General features: G+C 70.4%; 18 protein-coding genes. 8 read left to right on the forward strand and 10 right to left on the reverse strand.

The window, feature by feature from the left end; all coding sequences use genetic code 11:
- Positions 1–11: 11 nt before the first annotated feature.
- Entirely contained in the window at positions 12–827 is an 816-nt protein-coding gene (locus M6I34_RS03255; protein WP_272484279.1) for a sensor histidine kinase, read from the reverse strand.
- Positions 828–921: 94 nt separating this feature from the next.
- Between M6I34_RS03255 and M6I34_RS03260 the strand changes: the two genes are divergently transcribed.
- Positions 922–1,623: a CoA transferase subunit A gene (locus tag M6I34_RS03260; protein WP_272484280.1), complete on the forward strand. Its 702-nt coding sequence runs from the start codon at positions 922–924 to the stop codon at positions 1,621–1,623.
- A 10-nt stretch (positions 1,624–1,633) separates the two neighbouring features.
- Complete coding sequence (locus M6I34_RS03265; protein WP_272484281.1) at positions 1,634–2,284, forward strand: CoA transferase subunit B; 651 nt, start codon at positions 1,634–1,636, stop codon at positions 2,282–2,284.
- 226 nt (positions 2,285–2,510) lie between these two features.
- On the opposite strand, the gene M6I34_RS03270 is transcribed toward M6I34_RS03265, so the two are convergent.
- On the reverse strand, positions 2,511–2,900 hold the full coding sequence (locus M6I34_RS03270; RefSeq protein WP_272486590.1) for an acyl-CoA thioesterase: 390 nt from the start codon (positions 2,898–2,900) through the stop codon (positions 2,511–2,513).
- Positions 2,901–2,960: 60 nt separating this feature from the next.
- On the opposite strand from M6I34_RS03270, the gene M6I34_RS03275 reads away from it, so the two are divergent.
- A complete protein-coding gene (locus M6I34_RS03275; RefSeq protein ID WP_272484282.1) occupies positions 2,961–4,340 on the forward strand; it encodes a DUF3422 family protein in 1,380 nt (459 codons plus the stop codon).
- A gap of 1 nt (position 4,341) precedes the next feature.
- On the opposite strand, the gene M6I34_RS03280 is transcribed toward M6I34_RS03275, so the two are convergent.
- Positions 4,342–5,586, reverse strand: coding sequence for a cytochrome P450 (locus M6I34_RS03280; protein WP_272484283.1), 1,245 nt, complete (start codon positions 5,584–5,586; stop codon positions 4,342–4,344).
- Between the two features lie 40 nt (positions 5,587–5,626).
- The gene (locus M6I34_RS03285; protein ID WP_272484284.1) at positions 5,627–6,400 is read right to left on the reverse strand and encodes an SDR family oxidoreductase; all 774 of its coding nucleotides are present in this window, start codon (positions 6,398–6,400) and stop codon (positions 5,627–5,629) included.
- Between the two features lie 171 nt (positions 6,401–6,571).
- Between M6I34_RS03285 and M6I34_RS03290 the strand changes: the two genes are divergently transcribed.
- On the forward strand, positions 6,572–8,221 hold the full coding sequence (locus M6I34_RS03290; protein WP_272484285.1) for an electron transfer flavoprotein-ubiquinone oxidoreductase: 1,650 nt from the start codon (positions 6,572–6,574) through the stop codon (positions 8,219–8,221).
- A 135-nt stretch (positions 8,222–8,356) separates the two neighbouring features.
- On the opposite strand, the gene M6I34_RS03295 is transcribed toward M6I34_RS03290, so the two are convergent.
- A complete protein-coding gene (locus M6I34_RS03295; RefSeq protein WP_272484286.1) occupies positions 8,357–8,833 on the reverse strand; it encodes an RNA recognition motif domain-containing protein in 477 nt (158 codons plus the stop codon).
- A gap of 236 nt (positions 8,834–9,069) precedes the next feature.
- Here M6I34_RS03295 and lexA point away from each other — a divergent pair, with 236 nt between their 5' ends.
- From lexA to M6I34_RS03310, 3 genes are read left to right on the forward strand one after another with little or no spacing between them, the layout of a single operon-like run.
- Entirely contained in the window at positions 9,070–9,714 is a 645-nt protein-coding gene (gene lexA, locus M6I34_RS03300; RefSeq protein WP_272484287.1) for a transcriptional repressor LexA, read from the forward strand.
- A 6-nt stretch (positions 9,715–9,720) separates the two neighbouring features.
- Positions 9,721–10,494, forward strand: coding sequence for a translesion DNA synthesis-associated protein ImuA (gene imuA / locus M6I34_RS03305; protein ID WP_272484288.1), 774 nt, complete (start codon positions 9,721–9,723; stop codon positions 10,492–10,494).
- 45 nt (positions 10,495–10,539) lie between these two features.
- Complete coding sequence (locus M6I34_RS03310) at positions 10,540–11,841, forward strand: Y-family DNA polymerase (RefSeq protein WP_272484289.1); 1,302 nt, start codon at positions 10,540–10,542, stop codon at positions 11,839–11,841.
- Positions 11,842–11,901: 60 nt separating this feature from the next.
- Here the strand turns inward: M6I34_RS03310 and M6I34_RS03315 are convergent, their stop codons facing one another.
- The 5 genes from M6I34_RS03315 to ugpB form a co-directional block, all read right to left on the reverse strand.
- Positions 11,902–12,285, reverse strand: coding sequence for a TraR/DksA family transcriptional regulator (locus M6I34_RS03315; RefSeq protein ID WP_272484290.1), 384 nt, complete (start codon positions 12,283–12,285; stop codon positions 11,902–11,904).
- A 64-nt stretch (positions 12,286–12,349) separates the two neighbouring features.
- The gene (gene ugpQ, locus M6I34_RS03320; RefSeq protein WP_272486591.1) at positions 12,350–13,105 is read right to left on the reverse strand and encodes a glycerophosphodiester phosphodiesterase; all 756 of its coding nucleotides are present in this window, start codon (positions 13,103–13,105) and stop codon (positions 12,350–12,352) included.
- Positions 13,106–13,145: 40 nt separating this feature from the next.
- Entirely contained in the window at positions 13,146–13,991 is an 846-nt protein-coding gene (gene ugpE / locus M6I34_RS03325) for a sn-glycerol-3-phosphate ABC transporter permease UgpE (protein WP_272484291.1), read from the reverse strand.
- 15 nt (positions 13,992–14,006) lie between these two features.
- Complete coding sequence (gene ugpA / locus M6I34_RS03330; protein ID WP_272486592.1) at positions 14,007–14,888, reverse strand: sn-glycerol-3-phosphate ABC transporter permease UgpA; 882 nt, start codon at positions 14,886–14,888, stop codon at positions 14,007–14,009.
- Between the two features lie 40 nt (positions 14,889–14,928).
- On the reverse strand, positions 14,929–16,272 hold the full coding sequence (ugpB, locus tag M6I34_RS03335; RefSeq protein WP_272484292.1) for a sn-glycerol-3-phosphate ABC transporter substrate-binding protein UgpB: 1,344 nt from the start codon (positions 16,270–16,272) through the stop codon (positions 14,929–14,931).
- 183 nt (positions 16,273–16,455) lie between these two features.
- Between ugpB and M6I34_RS03340 the strand changes: the two genes are divergently transcribed.
- On the forward strand, positions 16,456–17,397 hold the full coding sequence (locus M6I34_RS03340; protein ID WP_272484293.1) for a DMT family transporter: 942 nt from the start codon (positions 16,456–16,458) through the stop codon (positions 17,395–17,397).
- The last annotated feature ends 24 nt before the right edge of the window (positions 17,398–17,421 follow it).

The raw sequence follows: 17,421 nt of genomic DNA on the forward strand, positions 1-17,421 counted from the left end.
GTAAAGCGCGATTATACAGGCGAGCCGGCCGCCACGGGCCCGGTTCCGGAGGCCGCGTGCCAGGGCAGGCGGACGATCACCGCTGTGCCGCCGCCCTCTGAGCGCTCGACCTGCGACTCGCCGCCGAGGGCCGCGATCCGGGCGTCCGCGGCCGCGAACCAGCCCGGCACGCCGCGCCCCTTGCCGGGGGGCGCCCCGTCGTCGTCGATCTGCAGCAGCAGGCGACTGTCCTCGCGGGACGCCGCCAGGATCACGCCCGAGGCCCCGTTGCCGAAGGCCCGTTCGAGCGCCGCCGCGGCCGCCTGCAAGGCGGCGGTCTCGATGACCGGGCTGGCGAGCCCGAAGCCGGCCTCGTCGGCCGGATCGAGCAGCAGTTCCACGCGGCAGCCCGGACGCCGCAGCCGCCAGTCGGCAGCGAGCGCGCGCAGCGCTTCCGGCAGGCCGCCGCAGGACAGCGCGTCGGGGCGCACGCGCGCCACCAGCGCGCGCACCGATTCGATCACCGAATCGGCCTGGCGCAGCATCACCGAGGCCAGCGGCGCCAGCGAGGGCTCCGCGCCGGCGAGCCGCGACTCGAAGGACGCGGCCAGCGTGCGCAAGGCGGTGAGCTGCGGGCCGATCTCCTCGCGCAGCGTGCGGGCGACGTCGCCCGACTGCGCGTCGAGCTCGCGCTCGAGCCTCAGCGCGAGCCCGATGCCCGGATCGCGGGACGCGTGCTGATCCGCCGGGGCGCCCGCTGCGCTCGCGCCCGGGCCCGCGCCCGAGGCGCCGTCATCGCGCTGGGCCTGCATCGCGGCCCGCCCACTCCCGAATCGACTGCCCTGCATGGCCGACACCTCCCTAGTGCTTCGTTCGCGATTCTAGTCATCGACGCGGCGACTTTATAATCCGGCGACATTCGACGACCCACCGAGGAATCCGATGAGCAAGGTTTACCCAAGCGCCGCCGAAGCGCTGGCGGACATCGTCCGAGACGGCCAGATGATCGCCGTCGGCGGCTTCGGCCTGTGCGGCATTCCCGAGGCGCTGATCGCCGCGCTGCGCGACAGCGGCGTCAAGAACCTGACCTGCATCTCGAACAATGCGGGCGTCGACGGCTTCGGCCTCGGCCTGCTGCTGGCCACCCGCCAGATCCGCAAGATGATCGCCAGCTACGTCGGCGAGAACAAGGAGTTCGAGCGGCAGTACCTGTCCGGCGAGCTCGAGCTCGAGTTCACGCCACAGGGCACGCTGGCCGAGAAGCTGCGCGCCGGCGGCGCGGGCATTCCCGCCTTCTTCACGCAGACCGGCGTGGGCACCATCGTGGCCGAGGGCAAGGAGATCCGCGAGTTCGAGGGCCGCAAGTACGTGATGGAGCGCTCGCTGGTTCCCGACGTGTCGCTGGTCAAGGCCTGGATGGCCGACCGCTCGGGCAACCTGGTGTTCCGCCGCACCGCGCGCAACTTCAACCCGAACGTCGCGATGGCCGGGAAGATCACCGTGGTCGAGGCCGAGGTGATCGTGCCGACCGGCGAGATCGACCCCGACGCGATCCACCTGCCCGGCATCTACGTGCACCGTATCGTGCACAACCCGACCCCGGAAAAGCGCATCGAGCAGCGCACCACCCGCCCCGCTCGCTGAGGAGAGACGCATGGCCTGGACCCGAGACGAAATGGCCGCGCGCGCGGCCCGCGAACTGAAGAACGGCTACTACGTGAACCTGGGCATCGGCCTGCCGACGCTGGTGGCCAACCACGTGCCGGCCGACATGGAGGTCTGGCTGCAGTCCGAGAACGGGCTGCTCGGCATCGGCCCGTTCCCGACCGAGGACGAGGTCGACCCCGACCTGATCAATGCCGGCAAGCAGACCGTGACCACGCTGCCCGGCTCGTCGATCTTCTCGTCGGCGGATTCGTTCGCGATGATTCGCGGCGGCAAGATCAACCTGGCGATCCTCGGCGCGATGCAGGTCAGCGAGAAAGGCGACCTGGCCAACTGGATGATCCCCGGCAAGATGGTCAAGGGCATGGGCGGCGCGATGGACCTGGTCGCCGGCGTGGGCCGCGTCATCGTCCTGATGGAGCACACCGCCAAGAAGAAGGACGGCACCGAGGAGCAGAAGCTGCTGAAGGAATGCTCGCTGCCGTTGACCGGCGTCGGCGTGGTCGACACGATCGTCACCGACCTCGGTGTGATCAAGGTGACGCCGAACGGCCTGAAGCTGCTCGAGCTCGCGCCCGGCGTCTCCAAGCACGAGATCGTCGAAAAGACCGGGTGCCCGATCGACGTGTCGGCAGTCTGAGCAGGCTCGCTGGCCCGGGGGTGGGGTTTCCTTCTCGCCGGGCTTTGGCAAGCCGAGTGCTTCCGAAGGGAGCGGCGATCAGGGAGGGCGCTGTCTGAGCGGGCCTGAAGGGCCCGCGAGTTGCGCCCGACCCGCCGCGGACGAGGAAGACGAGGGAAGCCCCGCAAAGCGGGGCCGCAGCCTCAGCCCGGCGAGAAGGAAACCCCGCCCCCGGGCCCCGCCACGATCACCCCACCGGCTCGACGATCGCCTTGCGGACCGCGTCGGGCAGCGGCGTCGACTTCCGCTTCGGGAAATCGACCCACACCACCTTGGCGCCGCCTTCGGCGTAGACCGTGTCGGGATCGTCGGTGCGCGACAGCAGCGCGGTGGTCTCGAAGCTGGAGCGGCCGATCTGGCCGACGTACAGCCGGCAGCGGACCGTGCCCGGGTACTGCAGCTCGCGGATGAAGCTGCAGTGCGCGTTGACGATGACCGGCCCGGTGCCGTCGGGATTCGCGCTCATGCCCAGCGCGTCGAACCAGCTGATCCGGAGCTGCTCGAGATAGCGGAAGTAGACCGTATTATTGACATGGCCCATCGCGTCCATGTCGCCCCAGCGGATCGGGATGTCCATCTCGAACACCGGGACCCTTTCTTCTTCGCGTCGCTGTCCAGTCACCCTCGGTCGATCTCCGTGCAGAAGCCAAGTCATCAGAAGGATTCGAGTCCCGGCGAAGCCGACGGCGCGCGCGACTTCCCGCAGCCGATGCGCTCGCATCCGGAGCGCTTCGCGCTGCAGAACGAGATCCACGCGCGGCCGCGGCTGGCCGTGGCGTCGCCCCAGTCAGTTTCGCACATCGCCCTGCTGGGCCCCGAGGGCCAGGCGGTGGATCCGACACACCCGGGCTCGCTGTACGCGGCGATCGGCCGGCTGTGCGAGCGCCTCGGCCGGCCCGGCCCGCCGCCCGGCGTGCGGCACTTCTTCGGCGACTTCGGCAGCTTCCGGCTGAAGTGGGAGCGGCACGGCGAGTTCGACGACCTGACCGTCTACCGCGACGACTGCAGCGCCGCCGCGCCGTTCGCCGATCCCGCCCTGTCGGCGCTGCCGGCTGACTGGCTGGCGAGCCTGCCCGGCCAGCAGATCGCCGGCCTGCACGTGGCCGTGCTGCCAGCCGAGACGCGCGAGAGCTTCGCCGATCTCTTCGACCGCGAATCGCTTACCGCCGCCACGCTGGCCGACGGCGCCGCGACCGCCTGCACCGACTTCCGCGTCGGGCCCGACGGCTTCACCCGCTTCCTGCTGCTGACGCGCGACACGAGCCGCACGCTGACCGGCCGCGAGGTGCAGCGGCTGATCGAGATCGAGGTGTACCGGATGATGGCGATGCTCGCCTTTCCGCTCGCCCGCCGCACCGCCGGCGAGCTGGACGCGGTCGAGCGCGAGCTGAGCGAACTGGTCGCCCGGCTGGAGACCGCCGAGGCGACCGACGAGCCGGCCCTGCTGCGGCAGATCACCCGGCTGGCCGCCACCGTCGAGCGGATCGCCGGCACCACCGGCTTTCGCTTCGCGGCCGCGCGCGCCTATCACGCGATCGTCCAGCAGCGCGGCGCCGGCCTGCGCGACGGGCGGCTGCCCGGCCTGCAGACGCCGACCGGCTTTCTAGAGCGCCGTTTCGGCCCGGCGATGGCCTTCTGCGAAAGCGTCGCCCGCCGGGTCGACGCGACCGCGGAGCGGATCGCCCGCGCCAGCGCCCTGCTGCGCACCCGCGTGGACATCGAGCGCGAGCGGCAGAACCAGGAGCTGCTGGCCGCGATGAACCGGCGCGCCCGCCTGCAGCTGAACCTGCAGCAGACGGTCGAAGGGCTGTCGGTGGCGGCGATCACCTATTACGCGGTGGGACTGGTCGGCTACATCGCCAAGGCGGCGAAGGCCGGCGGCTGGCCGGTCGATCCCGACCTGGCGGCCGGGCTGTCGGTGGTGCCGATCGCGATCGCGGTCGCGCTCGGCATCCGTCACATCCGCGAGGGCATCCGGCGCCGCCTCGGAAGCGGCGCCGCCGGCAATCACGACTGATTCAGGCCGCCCGTGCCGGCAGGTGCCTGAGCCCGCGGAAGCGCAGCCGGCGGTCGCGGTCGGCTGCGCCGTCGCGCTGCAGGCCAGGGAAACGCGCGACCAGCCTCCCGATCGCGATCCGGCCTTCCATCCGCGCCACGTTCATGCCGGCACAGGCGTGATCGCCGTGGCCGAAGGCGACGTGACGGTTCGGCTTGCGGCCGACGTCGAAACGCTCGGGGTCGTCGAACTGCGACGGGTCGCGGTTCGCCGCGCCGATGCACAGCGTGACCAGCGTGCCGGCCGCGACCGGCACGCCGCCGATCTCGCAGTCGGCCGTCATGCAGCGGTTGTTGAACTGCAGCGGGCTCTCGTAGCGCAGCATCTCCTCGATCGCCGTGTTCAGCAGAGACGGGTCCTCGCGCAGCCTGCGCAGTTCGTCGGGCCGGGACAGCAGCGTGTCCAGGCCGTTGCCGATCAGGTTGGTCGTGGTCTCGTGCCCCGCGTTGAGCAGGAAGATGCAGTTCTGGACCAGCTCGGCGTGGCCGAGCCGCTCGCCGCCGACCTCGCCCTGGATCAGGCGGGTCAGCACGTCTTCGTCAGGATCGAGCGGATGCGCCCGCCGATCGGCGATCAGGCCGTCGAGATAGGCCGAGAACTCGCGCACCGCCGCATTGCCGGTGTCCAGCATCTGCCCGGTGGGCACCGGCTCGAGCGCCGCCAGGATCGCGAGCGACCAGCCGCGCAGCGGCCCGCGGTCGGCGCGCGGCACGGCGAGCAGGTTGCCGATCACCTCGACCGGGATCTGCGCGGCGAAGTCGTCGATCAGGTCGAACGCGCCCTTGTCCTGCATCGCGTCGAGCAGCCCGTCGACCAGCGCGACCACGCCCGCCTCCATCCGCGCGATCGCGCGCTGGTTGACCGCGCCCAGGATCAGCCTGCGCACCCGGGTGTGCAGCGGCGGGTCGTTGAACACCAGGCTGGTCGTGTGGTGCTCGTAGAGCGGCGTGTCGCCGAACTTCGGCCGGAACTCGCGCTTCTTGTCGGAGCTGGCGTGCGGGCTGCGATAGACCGCCGACACGTCGTCGAAGCGGGTGAGGAACAGGCTGCCGTCGGCGAGCCGGCGCACCGGGTCGTGCTCGCGCAGCGCGCGGTAGTACGGATAGGGATCGTCGACGAAGTCGGGCGGCGGCGCCGACAGCTGGAAGCCCGAGGCGAATGCCGCCGCCTCTCGGGGATCGTCGAGCCGGGCTGCGGTCTCGCGCATCGGTTCCCTCCTCCGTCGATCGCCGCGGCTGCCGGGCGCGCTACAGCGCGAAGCCGTCGTCGGCCGCGATCACCGCGCCGTTGACGAAGTCGGACTGGTCCGAGGCGAGCAGCAGCATCACGCCGTCGAGGTCCTCGGGCTTGCCCACCCTGCGCCGCGGCAGCATCTGGATCAGCTTCTGGCCGGCCTCGGTCTGCCAGTGGTGGGCATTGATCTCGGTCTCGATGTAGCCGGGGCAGACCGCGTTGACGTTGATGTTGTAGCGGCCCCACTCGAGCGCCATCGCCTTGGTCATGTGCACGACCGCGGCCTTGCTCATGCAGTAGACGCCGATCTGAGCGAGCACCCGCAACCCGGCCATCGAGGCCACGTTCACGATGCGGGCGCGCCGCGTCGGGTCCTCCTTGGCGCGCGCGATCATCCGCTTGCCGACCGCCTGGGCCACGAAGAAGGCGCCGCGCGTGTTGGTGTCGAAGACGAAGTCGTAGTCCTCGGCGGTGACGTCGACCAGCCGCTGGGTGGTGCTGACGCCGGAGTTGTTGACCAGGATGTCGATCGGCCCGGCATCGGTCTCGGCCTGGGCGACGGCCGCCTCGATCGCTGCGTTGTCGGTCACGTCGAGCGCGACGACGTGCGCGTCGCCGCCGGCCGCCTCGATCTCCGCGCGGAGCTCCTTCAGCCGTTCCGTGCGGCGCGAGGCGAGCACGACCTGGGCGCCGTTGTCGGCGAGCAGCCGGGCGAAGCGCGCCCCGAGGCCGCTCGATGCGCCGGTGATCAGGGCCGTCTTGCCGGTCAGGTCGAATGAGGTGGGCACTGTGTTCTCCTTGCGCCGGCCGCCTCGACCGCGGCCGCGATGATTTCGGGAAAGCCTTGCGGCCGATGTTATCCGAATCGATCCGCAGCGCCCCCCGGTTTGCGCCGATGCACCGGTTTCCGGGACAATCGACGGTCGAACAAGGCACTGTCTGCATCCTCCGGAGAAGAAATGGACGTCCAGCGCGACTCGATGGAATTCGACGTGGTCATCGTCGGCGGCGGCCCCGCCGGCCTGGCCGCCGCGATCAGGCTCAAGCAGCTCGCCGCCGACAAGGGCAGCGAGCTCGGCGTCTGCGTGATCGAGAAGGGTTCCGAGATCGGCGCGCACATCCTGTCGGGCGCGGTCATGGATCCGCGCGCGCTGAACGAGCTGCTGCCCGACTGGAAATCGATGGGCGCGCCGCTGAACACCGAGGTCAGCGAGGACCGTTTCCTGTTCCTGTCCGAGACCGGCTCGCGGCAGGTGCCGAACTGGATGCTGCCCGCCTGCTTCCAGAATCACGGCAACTACGTGATCAGCCTGGGCAACGTCGTGCGCTGGCTGGGCCAGCAGGCCGAGGCGCTCGGCGTCGAGATCTACCCCGGCTTCGCAGCCTCCGAGGTCCTCTACAACGACGACGGCTCGGTCAAGGGCGTGGCCACCGGCAACATGGGCGTCGGCCGCGACGGCGAGCCCACCGACGCCTTCCAGCCCGGCATGGAGCTGCACGCGAAGTACACCTTCTTCGCCGAGGGCGCCCGCGGCCACCTGGGCAAGCAGCTGATCTCGAAGTTCGCGCTCGACGCCGGCCGCGACCCGCAGAGCTACGGCATCGGCCTGAAGGAGCTCTGGGAGATCGACCCGGCGAAGCACAAGCCGGGCCTGGTCGTCCATACCGCCGGCTGGCCGCTGTCCAGCGACACCTACGGCGGCTCCTTCCTCTATCACTTCGACGACAACAAGGTCGCCGTCGGCTTCGTGGTCGGCCTGAACTACAGCAACCCGTGGCTGTCGCCGTTCGAGGAATTCCAGCGCTACAAGACGCACCCGGCGATCCGCCATTTCCTCGAGGGCGGCAAGCGGCTGTCCTACGGCGCGCGCGCGATCACCGCGGGCGGCCTGAACTCGCTGCCGGACTTCACCTTCCCGGGCGGCTGCCTGATCGGCTGCGACGCCGGCTTCCTGAACGCCTCGCGGATCAAGGGCAGCCACGCGGCGATCAAGACCGGCATGCTGGCGGCCGAGGCCGCGTTCGAGGCGATCGCCGCGGGGCGCGCCAGCGACCGGCTGACCGCCTATCCCGAGGCCTTCCGGGCCTCGTGGCTGCACGACGAGCTGTACCGGGCGCGCAATTTCAAGCCGGCGATGGGCAAGGGGCTTTGGCTGGGCACGCTGCTGGTCGGCATCGACCAGGTGGTCTTCAAGGGCAAGGCGCCGTGGACGATGCACACGACCAAGCCCGACCACGCCTACCTGAAGCCGGCCTCGGAATGCACGCCGATCCAGTACCCGAAGCCCGACGGCAAGCTGAGCTTCGACCGGCTGTCCTCGGTGTTCGTGTCGAACACCAACCACGAGGAGAACCAGCCGATCCACCTGACGCTGAAGGATGCCTCGGTGCCGGTGGCGACGAACCTGGCCAAGTACGCCGGCCCCGAGCAGCGCTACTGCCCGGCCGGCGTCTACGAGTTCGTGAAGGACGAGGACGGCAGCGATCGCCTGCAGATCAACGCGCAGAACTGCGTGCACTGCAAGACCTGCGACATCAAGGACCCGACGCAGAACATCGTCTGGGTCGTGCCCGAGGGCGGCGGCGGGCCGAACTATCCGGGCATGTGAGCGGGCACGTGAGCGCGGGCCGGCGAGCGAAGCCGGCGCGCCAATGAAAAGAGGCCTGCGAATGTCGCAGGCCTCGTGCGGGGAGCCCTCGCTCCCCGGCCGGCAAGCCGGGAAAAACCCGGCCGCCTGACCGGCTTACTGGCCGAACTGACGCGCGCGCCGCGGGCCGCCCCGGCCGCCCTCGCGGTCGCCACCGCCATAGCCGCCACCACCGCCGCCGCCGCCGCCGTAACCGCCGCCACCACCACCGTAGCCGCCGCCACCACCGCCGCCGCGATAGCCGCCGCCACCGCCGCCGCCGTAACCGCCGCCGCCACCGCCAGGACGACGACCACCGCCGCCGCCGCCGAAGCCGCCGCCACCGCCCTGTTCACGGGCTTCGTTGACGACCAGGCTGCGGCCTTCGAGCGAGTAACCGTTGAGCGCCCGGATCGCGGCTTGCGCCGCTTCGGCGGAAGCCATGGTGACGAAACCGAAGCCGCGCGAGCGGCCGGTTTCGCGATCGGTCACGATCCGCGCGTCGGTGACTTCGCCGTGCGCTCCGAACAGCTCCGAAAGCTGGGCATCGGTGGCGCGCCAGGGCAGATTGCCCACGTAGATCTTGGTTCCCATCGGGTGTACGAATCCTCGAACCGTTTCGAACATTGCATTTCGAGGAACACCGGAACCAGCAGACCGTGAAATGCAATTCCCGGGCCGTCCAGAACACGGCCCGCATTCACTTTGCCACAAATGCCGGGGTCTGCACAGGAGTTTCCTGACGGGGCCGAGAAAAATATCGGGGGCTTGAAAGTCGAGCGCTCACTGTATGAAAATACAGTCTGCGAAACCCCCCGGGAATCCGTCCGATGCGCGAGCTCACCGCAAGACAGCAGGAAATCCTCTCCCTGATCCGGCAGCACATCGCCGATACCGGCTTCCCGCCCACGCGGGCCGAGATCGCCTCCCGGCTCGGGTTCCGGTCGGCCAACGCGGCCGAAGAGCACCTGAAGGCACTGGCGCGCAAGGGGGTGATCGAGCTCACGTCGGGCGCGTCGCGCGGCATCCGCCTGCGCCTGATGCCCGACGCGCAGAACGAGGCGCCGCAGGCGGTCCGGATCTCCTTCAGCCTTCCGCTGGTCGGGCGGGTGGCCGCCGGCAGCCCGATCCTCGCGCAGGAGCACATCGAGGCCAATTACGCGCTCGATCCAGAGCTCTTCAGCGAGCGGCCCGACTACCTGCTGAAGGTCCGCGGCATGAGCATGCGCGACGCCGGCATCCTCGACGGCGACCTGCTCGCGGTGCGGCGCGCGGCCGAGGCCCGCAACGGCCAGATCGTCGTGGCGCGCGTCGGCGACGACGTCACCGTCAAGCGCTGGCAGCGCCGCGGCCACGTCGTCGAGCTGCTGCCCGAGAACCCCGACTTCTCGCCGATCGTCGTCGACACCCGCCACGAGGAGCTGGCGATCGAAGGGATCGGCGTGGGCCTGGTGCGCGCGGGCAAGGGACTCTGAGCAACCGTGTCGAGCGAGCCTCCAGCCGGGGCACGACTGCCCGCGCCGCTGCCCGCATCGGTCTGGCGCGCCAGCCAGCTCGGACAGGCCGGCGTCGACACGCTGCCCACCGGCTATCGCGCGCTCGATGCCGAGCTGCCCGGCGCGGGCTGGCCGGCCGGCATGCTCACCGAGCTGATCGCCCGCGAGCCCGGCATCGGCGAGCTCCGCCTGCTCGTGCCCCTGCTCAGGCAGCTTAGCCGGGAGCGGCGCATCGCGATCCTGATGGCGCCGCCGCTGGTTCCCTACGCGCCGGCGCTGGCCGACTTCGGCATCGATCCCGACTGCCTGCTCGTGGTCCAGGCGCAGAACGCAGCCGACCGGTTGTGGGCCGTCGAGCAGGCGCTGCGCAATGCCGGATTCGGCGCCCTGCTCGCCTGGATTGCCCAGGATCGCTGCCGCCCCGAGCACCTGCGGCGCATGCAGGCGGCGGCCCGCGGCGCAACCGGCCCGGTATTCCTGTTCCGCGAACTGCCCGCCCAGTTCCAGCCTTCACCGGCCCCCTTGCGCCTGTTGCTGCTGCCGCGCCCGCAGCAGCGGCTGTCGGTGCAGATCCTCAAGCGGCGCGGCCCGGTGCTGTCGCGGCCCGTCGTCGTCGACCTTCCCGGGCCGCCCACGGCGATCCGCCTGCGCCCGCGCGCGGCCGAGCCGCAGGGCAGCGGCACGGATGCGGACGCCCGTCGGCCTGCCGAGGCACGGCTGCAAGCCGGCCACGCCGACGCGCCGTTGCGCGTGATCTGAACCGGCAGCGCGGCGCCGCTTCCCCGGCACCGCCGGAATCCTCCCATGCGCTGGCATGCCCTTCGATTCGAGCCGCAGGCGGTGGCCGGGCCCGGCGAACTCGCCCGGTTGGCCACCTGGGCGATTCGGTTCACGCCGGTCGTCAGCGTCGAGGCGCATGCCGGACTGCTGCTCGAAACCGGTCCCAGCCTTCGCTATTTCGGTGGCGCCGATGCGCTCGAGCGCCTGATCCGGCAGGAACTCCTGGCCCAGGGCTTGCGCGCCTCGCTCGCGATGGCGCCCACGCCGGGCGCCGCATCGCTGCTCGCCCGCTGGCGCGACGGCGCCCGCTGCCTCGCGCCGTCCGGGCTGCCGGCACGCCTCGGACCCTTGCCCGTCGCCTTGCTGGAATCGGCGGCCCCATGCCTCGACGCGCTCGAGTCGGCCGGCCTGCGCCGGATCGCATCGCTGCTCGCGCTGCCGCGCCACGGCCTGGCGCGCCGCTTCGGCCAGCCCCTGCTCGACGAACTCGACCGGGCGCTCGGGCTTCGCCCCGATCCCCGCCCCCGTCACGTGCCGCCGCCCGCCTTCGACGAACGGCTCGAGTTGCCGGCCAGGGTCGACGCCACGCCCGCCCTGGAATGGGCCGCCTTCCGGCTGGTCGAGCACCTGTGCCGCTGGCTGCAGGCCTCGCAGAAGGCAACCCGGGCTTTCGAGCTCGCGATCGAGCACGACGGCGAACGCCCCGACACCGTGCTGGCGCCGGGACTCGCCGAGCCGGCCTGGCACGTCGACCGCCTGCGACCGGTGCTGCGCGAGCGGCTGGCGGTTCTCAGGCTGCCGGCGCCGGCCTCTGCCCTGCGCTTGCGCTGCCGCGAGCTCGATCCGGCGGCGCCGGCGAGCGGCAGCCTCTTCCCCGATCCGGCAGGCGTGGCCGAGGCGCTGGCCCCGCTGGTCGAGCGCCTGCAGGCCCGGCTCGGGCACGAGGGGGTCCGCCGTCTGCAGCAGGTCGATGACCATCGCCCCGAGGCGGCGTGGCGGGCCTGCGAAGCCGATCTCGCGCTGCTGAAACGCCGGCCGTCCCGGGCATCGCCGGCAACGCCTCGCCTCGCCGCGTTGCCCAGGCCATTGTGGCTGCTCGATTCGCCGCTGGCGCTGGGCGAGCGCAACGGCCTGCCTTTTCGCGAGGGCCCGCTGAGCCTGCTCGCGGGGCCGGAGCGAATCGAAAGCGGCTGGTGGGACGACCGTTCGGTGCAGCGCGACTATTTCGTCGCCGAGGACTCGCTGCACCGCCTGCTCTGGATCTACCGCGAGCGCCTGGGCGACGACGCGGCCGGCGGATGGTTCCTGCACGGCCGCTTCGGGTAACGGCGGTCCGCGCGCCGCAGCCCGCGCACGGCCGCCGAGCAACCGCCGCCCCTGGCTACATCACATCGTCGACGAGTGCTGGCCCGAGGCGCGCTCGGCCCGCGACTGGCAATCGACGCAGCGAAGCGCCACCGGCTGCGCCTGCAGCCGCGCGAAGGGAATCTCCACGCCGCAATCCACGCAGAAGCCGTAACCGCCTTCGTCGATGCGCCGCATCGCGCCGCGAAGGGCCCGCCACTCCTCGATGTCGCGCAGGGCCTCGGAAAGATCGATCTCGCTGCTCGAGATCGCCTGCGACAGGTCGCCTGTGTCGCCCACCCGGTCGAGCACCGTCAGGTCGTCGGCGCTGTCGCCGAGCTTGCGGGCGATCTCCTCTTCGAGCACGGCGAGGCGCTCGCGCATTCCGGCGAGCAGGCCGGCGATCTGTTGGTCCGACAAAGCCATTCGCATCTCCTGTAGCGTCGATGCGAATTGTCGGTCACGACAGCCTCGCGGGCGTTGACCCCCGTCAACCGGCGCCCGGCGCGATCAGGTCGATCGCGTCGGTGATCACGCAATCGAGCCCGGCGCCGCGCAGTTCGGCCGCCCGCGCCGGCTCGTTGACCGTGTACGCGAGCACGCGCAGGCCCGCCGCCCGCGCCCGCGCGATCGTGGCGGCATCGAGCGCGCGGTGGTTGGCATCGAGCGCCACGCAACCGAGCGCGCGGCAGCGATCGAGCCAGTCTTCCGGCAACTGCGCAAGCAGCAAGGCGCGCGGCAGCTCCGGGGCCACCCGGCGCGCCGCATCGAGGGCCGCTTCGGAGAACGACGAGATCAGCGGCGGCACCTCGGCCTCGCGCCACAGCAATCGCGCCTCGATCGCGATCGCCGCGCCGGTCTCGGCCTCGCGGCCCGGGCAGGGCTTGATCTCGATGTTGGCGAGGCAATCGTTGGCGCGCAGCCAGCGCGCGACGCGCGCGAGCGTGGGCACCGGCTCGCCGGCGAAACGCGCAGAGTGCCAGCTGCCCGCGTCGAGCCTGGCGATCTCGCCCCAGCTCATGCCGGCCACGCGCCCGCTGCCGTCGGTGGTCCGTTCCACCACCGGGTCGTGCATCAGCATCGCCACGCCGTCGCCGGAGAGCTTCGCGTCGAACTCGAACATCCGGTACCCGTAGTCGAAGCCGGCGCGCATCGCCGCCAGCGTGTTCTCCGGCGCGAGCAGGCCGGCGCCGCGGTGGGCGACGAAGGCGGGATACGGCCAGCCGTCGAAGTCGACGCTCGGCATCTTGGAAGCCAGGATCACGACATGCCCCTTCGGTTCGGGCTCACTTGTCCGGGTCGACGAGGCCCTTGACGAACCACTTCTGCATCAGCACGACCACCGCCACCGGCGGCAGCATCGCGAGCATCGCGGTGGCCATCACCAGCTGCCACTCGGTCGCCGCGTCGCCGCCGGAGATCATCCGCTTGATGCCGATCACCACCGGGTACATGGACTCCTGGGTGGTGACCAGCAGCGGCCAAAGGTACTGGTTCCAGCCGTAGACGAACAGGATCACGAACAGCGCCGCGATGTTGGTGCGCGAAAGCGGCACCAGGATGTGGAAGAAGAAGCGCATCGGACCCGCCCCGTCGATCTTGGCGGCCTCGGCCATCTCGTCGGGCACCGTCATGAAGAACTGCCTGAACAGGAACGTCGCGGTGGCCGACGCGATCAGCGGCAAGGTCAGGCCGGTGTAGGTGTCGATCAGGCCGAGCGTGGACATCACCTCGTAGGTCGGCATGATCCGCACCTCGACCGGCAGCATCAGCGTCACGAACACCATCCAGAACGCGAGCTTCTTGAGCGGAAAGCGGAAGTAGATCAGCGCGAAGGCAGACAGCAGCGAGATCACGATCTTGCCGACCGCGATGACCATCGCCATCAGCAGGCTGTTGCCCAGCATCCGCGCCACCGGCGCCCCCGAGTTGCCGGCGCCGGAGGCAAGGACCTCGGCGTAGTTCGCCAGGAAGCGATCGCCTGGAACCAGCGACATCGGCGCGGCCAGCACCTGCTCGAGCGTCTGCGTGGAGGCGACGAAGGTGACCCAGACCGGCAGCGCGATGATCGCCACGCCGGCGCAAAGCACCAGGTAGGTGACCACCTTCATCACGGGATCGCGATCGAGCATGGCCGTCGTCCGGGGTCAGTACTGCACGCGCCGCTCGATGAAGCGGAACTGCACGAAGGTGAGCACCAGCACGATCGCCATCAGCACGACCGACTGCGCGGCCGAGCTGCCGATGTCGAGCGCCTTGAAGCCGTCGTAGAAGACCTTGTAGACGAGGATCTCGGTGGCCTTGGCGGGCCCGCCCTCGGTGGCCGCGTCGATGATCGCGAAGGTGTCGAAGAAGGCGTAGACGACGTTGATCACGAGCAGGAAGAAGGTCGTCGGCGACAGCAACGGGAAGATCACCGAGCGGAAGGTGCGCCAGGCGCCCGCGCCGTCGAGCGCGGCCGCCTCGATCAGCGACTTGGGGATCGACTGCAGGCCGGCCAGGAAGAAGATGAAGTTGTAGCTGATCTGCTTCCAGACCGCGGCGATGATGACCAGGATCATCGCCTGGTCGCCGTCGAGCACGTGGTTCCAGTCGATGCCGAAGCCGCGCAGCCAGTGAGCGACGATGCCCAGTGTCGGGTTGAACAGGAACATCCACAGCACCCCGACGATGGCCGGCGCGACCGCGTAGGGGATGATCAGCATCGTGCGGAAGGCGAGCGCCCCGCGGATCGCGCGATCGGCGAAGTAGGCGAGCGCGAGGCTCGTGACCAGGCCGATCGCGGCGACCGCGACCGAGAAGATCGCGGTGATCCGGAACGAGTTCAGGTAGAGCTCGTCGGCAAACAGCACCTCGAAGTTCTCGAGGCCGACGAACTCCATCCTGCCGCCGAAGGCGTCCTGGATGAACACCGACTGGACCAGCGCCTGGATCGCCGGCCAGTAGAAGAACACAAGGATGATCGCGATCTGCGGCGCGATCAGCGCGACCGGCAGCCACCGGCCGCGGAAGACGACTCGCTTTTCCAGGATCGGCCTCGCGCGGTGGTGTCGGTCCGGGGCCCGGCCGTCACTCCCGGGCGGTGCGCTCGAAGCGGGCCAGCAGGTCGTTGCCGCGCGAGGTGATCTTCTCGAGCGCCTGCTTCGCGGTCTGCTTGCCGGCCAGCATCGACTCCATCTCCTCGTGGATCACGTCGCGGATCTGCACGAAGTTGCCGAGCCGCACGCCGCGCGACTTGTCGGTGGTCTTGACGATCATCTGCTGGACCGACACGTCGGTGCCCGGGTTCTTGTCGTAGAAGCCGCTCTTCTTCGTGAGCTCGTAGGCGGCGATGGTCAGCGGCAGGTAGCCGGTGGCCTGGTGCCATTCGGCCTGGACCTCGGGCGAGGACAGGAAGTCGAAGAACTTCGCGACGCCCTTGTACTCGGCGGGCTTCTTGCCGGACATCACCCACAGGCTGGCGCCGCCGATCACCGTGTTCTGCGGCGCGCCCGGCACGTCGGAGTAGTACGGCAGCTTCGCGATGCCGAAGTCGAACTTGGCGTTGCGCTTGACGTTCGCGTAGGCGGCCGAGCTGCCGGTGAACATCGCGCATTCGCCGCTGTAGAACTTCGCGTCGCCCTGGTTGGTGCGGCCCGGATACAGGAACCAGCCGTCCTTCGCCCACTGCGCCAGGTTGTTCAGGTGCCGCTCGTGAACCGGCGTGTTCACGACCAGGCGCGCCTTGGTGCCGCCGAAGCCGTTGTTCTCGGTGGCGAAGGCCACGTTGTGCCAGGCCGAGAAGCTCTCCATGTGGACCCAGCTCGCCCAGCTGGACGTGTAGCCGCAGCTCGCGGCGTTCGAGGCCTTGATCTTGGCGGCCGCGGCGGCGACCTCGGGCCAGGTCTCGGGCACCTTGGCGATGCCCGCCTTCGCGAAGGCGTCCTTGTTGTAGTAGAAGACCGTGGTCGAGCTGTTGAACGGGAACGAGAGCATCTCGCCCTTGTTCGTCGTGTAGAAGCCCGCCACCGCCGGCACGTAGGCCGTGCGGTCGAACTTGTAGCCGGCGTCCTTCATCAGCTTCTCGACCGGCACGATCGCGCCCTTGGCGGCCATCATCGTGGCGGTGCCGACCTCGAAGACCTGGATGATGTGCGGGGCGTTCCCGGCGCGGAAGGCGGCGATGCCGGCGGTCATCGACTCGGGATACGAGCCCTTGTAGACCGCGGTGACCTTGTACTCGGACTGGCTCTTGTTGAAGCGGTCGGCGAGGCTGTTCAGACGGTCGCCCAGCGCGCCGGTCATCGAGTGCCACCACTGGATCTCGGTCTGCGCCGACGCCGGCATCGAGGCGGTCAGGCCCGCCGACACCAGCGCGACGGCCAGGCCGCTGCGCGCCCAGCCCCCGAGGGCGGCGAAACGCTCGTTCTTCATGCTTGTTCTCTCCTCTGGAATTGCCGGCAGCGGCCGGGCCACCGGACCGCCCCGAACTGAGGCGGCGCCGGAGATTGTTTGCCGGAAATGTTACATGAGGGTTGCCGGAAATGGCGTCACCCGATCGGGGAAACCCCTGGACGCATGCCCCGGCCGGCAAACGAACCCGGTATCCTCGCGCCGATGAACAGCTCCCCTCGCCTGCCCGGCGCGGCACCGTCCGCGAGCCGCACGACGGTTTCGCGCGATGCCGGGGCGCTGCCGCCGCAGGCGGTGATGCTGCAGGTGCTGCTGTGCGCGATCTGGGGGCTGGGCCAGGTCGCGATGAAGGTCGGCAACGAGGGCATCTCGCCGGTCTGGCAGGCGGCGCTGCGCTCGGCCGGCGCCGCCCTGCTGCTGCTCGGCTGGATCGGCTGGCGCCGCATCCCCGTGTGGCGCAGCGACGGCACGCTGGCGCCGGGCATCCTGGCCGGCACGCTGTTCGGGCTGGAGTTCGCGCTGCTCTACTCCGGCCTGCTCTGGACCAACGCCTCGCGCGCGGCGGTGCTGCTCTACACGTCGCCGTTCTTCGTGGCGCTCGGCGCGCACTGGTTCGTTCCGGGCGACCGGCTGAACCGGCGCAAGCTGGTCGGGCTCGCCGCCGCCTTCGCCGGGGTCGTGATCGCATTCGGCGAGCGCGCCGGCGCGCCGCAGCCGAACGCGCTGCTCGGCGACCTGATGTGCCTGGGCGCCGCTGTGCTCTGGGCCGCCACCACGATCGTGCTGAAGACGACGCCGCTGCGCAGCGCGCCGCCCGAGAAGAACCTGCTGTACCAGCTCGGCGTGTCGGCGCTGGTGATGGCCGCGCTGTCGGCGCTGCTCGGCGAGCCGGGGGTGTTCGCGCCGTCTGCGCTGATCTGGGGCCTGCTTGTCTTCCAGACCGTGGTCGTGGCGCTGGCCAGCTACCTCGCCTGGTTCTGGATGGTGTCGCGCTACCGGGCCACGACGCTGCACGCCTTCACCTTCCTGACGCCGCTGTTCGGCGTGTTCTTCGGCGCCGCGCTGCTCGGCGAGCCGGTCGGCGCCACCCTCGTTGCGGCGCTCGCGCTGATCGCCGGCGGAATCGTGCTGGTGAACCGGGCCTGAACCGGGCCTGAGGCGGGCCCGAGG

The sequence above is a fragment of the Zeimonas sediminis genome (assembly GCF_023721795.1).
Lineage (GTDB): Bacteria > Pseudomonadota > Gammaproteobacteria > Burkholderiales > Burkholderiaceae_E > Zeimonas > Zeimonas sediminis.

What these genes read in the sequence shown, in the direction of transcription:
- M6I34_RS03255 (WP_272484279.1), bottom strand. Translation starts at nt 827, where the DNA reads ATGCAGGGCAGTCGATTCGGGAGTGGGCGGGCCGCGATGCAGGCCCAG.
- M6I34_RS03260 (WP_272484280.1), top strand. Translation starts at nt 922, where the DNA reads ATGAGCAAGGTTTACCCAAGCGCCGCCGAAGCGCTGGCGGACATCGTC.
- M6I34_RS03265 (WP_272484281.1), top strand. Translation starts at nt 1,634, where the DNA reads ATGGCCTGGACCCGAGACGAAATGGCCGCGCGCGCGGCCCGCGAACTG.
- M6I34_RS03270 (WP_272486590.1), bottom strand. Translation starts at nt 2,900, where the DNA reads ATGGACATCCCGATCCGCTGGGGCGACATGGACGCGATGGGCCATGTC.
- M6I34_RS03280 (WP_272484283.1), bottom strand. Translation starts at nt 5,586, where the DNA reads ATGCGCGAGACCGCAGCCCGGCTCGACGATCCCCGAGAGGCGGCGGCA.
- M6I34_RS03290 (WP_272484285.1), top strand. Translation starts at nt 6,572, where the DNA reads ATGGACGTCCAGCGCGACTCGATGGAATTCGACGTGGTCATCGTCGGC.
- M6I34_RS03295 (WP_272484286.1), bottom strand. Translation starts at nt 8,833, where the DNA reads ATGGGAACCAAGATCTACGTGGGCAATCTGCCCTGGCGCGCCACCGAT.
- lexA (WP_272484287.1), top strand. Translation starts at nt 9,070, where the DNA reads ATGCGCGAGCTCACCGCAAGACAGCAGGAAATCCTCTCCCTGATCCGG.
- M6I34_RS03310 (WP_272484289.1), top strand. Translation starts at nt 10,540, where the DNA reads ATGCGCTGGCATGCCCTTCGATTCGAGCCGCAGGCGGTGGCCGGGCCC.
- M6I34_RS03315 (WP_272484290.1), bottom strand. Translation starts at nt 12,285, where the DNA reads ATGGCTTTGTCGGACCAACAGATCGCCGGCCTGCTCGCCGGAATGCGC.
- ugpQ (WP_272486591.1), bottom strand. Translation starts at nt 13,105, where the DNA reads ATGCCGAGCGTCGACTTCGACGGCTGGCCGTATCCCGCCTTCGTCGCC.
- ugpE (WP_272484291.1), bottom strand. Translation starts at nt 13,991, where the DNA reads ATGCTCGATCGCGATCCCGTGATGAAGGTGGTCACCTACCTGGTGCTT.
- ugpB (WP_272484292.1), bottom strand. Translation starts at nt 16,272, where the DNA reads ATGAAGAACGAGCGTTTCGCCGCCCTCGGGGGCTGGGCGCGCAGCGGC.
- M6I34_RS03340 (WP_272484293.1), top strand. Translation starts at nt 16,456, where the DNA reads ATGAACAGCTCCCCTCGCCTGCCCGGCGCGGCACCGTCCGCGAGCCGC.